At 54.8% G+C, this 454-nt stretch carries 1 protein-coding gene; it reads right to left on the bottom strand.

Annotation, left to right across the window (positions count from 1 at the left end):
* On the bottom strand, positions 1-154 hold a 154-nt coding region (locus tag GR212_RS36600; RefSeq protein WP_074442947.1), incomplete at its 3' end, for a Rop family plasmid primer RNA-binding protein.
* Between the last annotated feature and the right edge of the window lie 300 nt (positions 155-454).

Genomic DNA, 454 nt, shown 5'->3' on the forward strand with positions numbered 1-454 from the left:
GTGTACGGAAAAGATGCTCCGCATCATCGTGGAGTTTCTCACAAAGGTCGGCCTCGACATCGAGATCAAGCTCGTTAAGCTTCTCCAGCAGGAGCAGAGACTGATTCTGGATGAATTTAGCCATGTTCAGCGCTGTTTTCTGTTGTTTCGTCATAAGAGGCCTCAGAGCGTCAGTGCTCAGTGTAGGGATGTTCTCTTTTCCGCTTCCTCGCTCACTCAGTCGCTATGCTCCTGCCGTTCGGCTGCGGCGAGCGGCAGGAGCATGCGTGTAAAAGCTCGAGAAAACCGAGCGGTCGCGTGACGGGGAAAAGGAAAGGCCGCTAAGCGGCCGTTTTTCCATAGGCTCCGCCCCCCTGACAAGCATCACAGAAGCTGACGCTCAAATCAGTGGTGGCGAAACCCGACAGGACTATAAAGATATCAGGCGTTTCCCCCTGATGGCTCCCTCGTGCGC

Source organism: Martinezella lusitana (genome assembly GCF_010668395.1).
GTDB classification, from domain to species: domain Bacteria; phylum Pseudomonadota; class Alphaproteobacteria; order Rhizobiales; family Rhizobiaceae; genus Rhizobium; species Rhizobium lusitanum_A.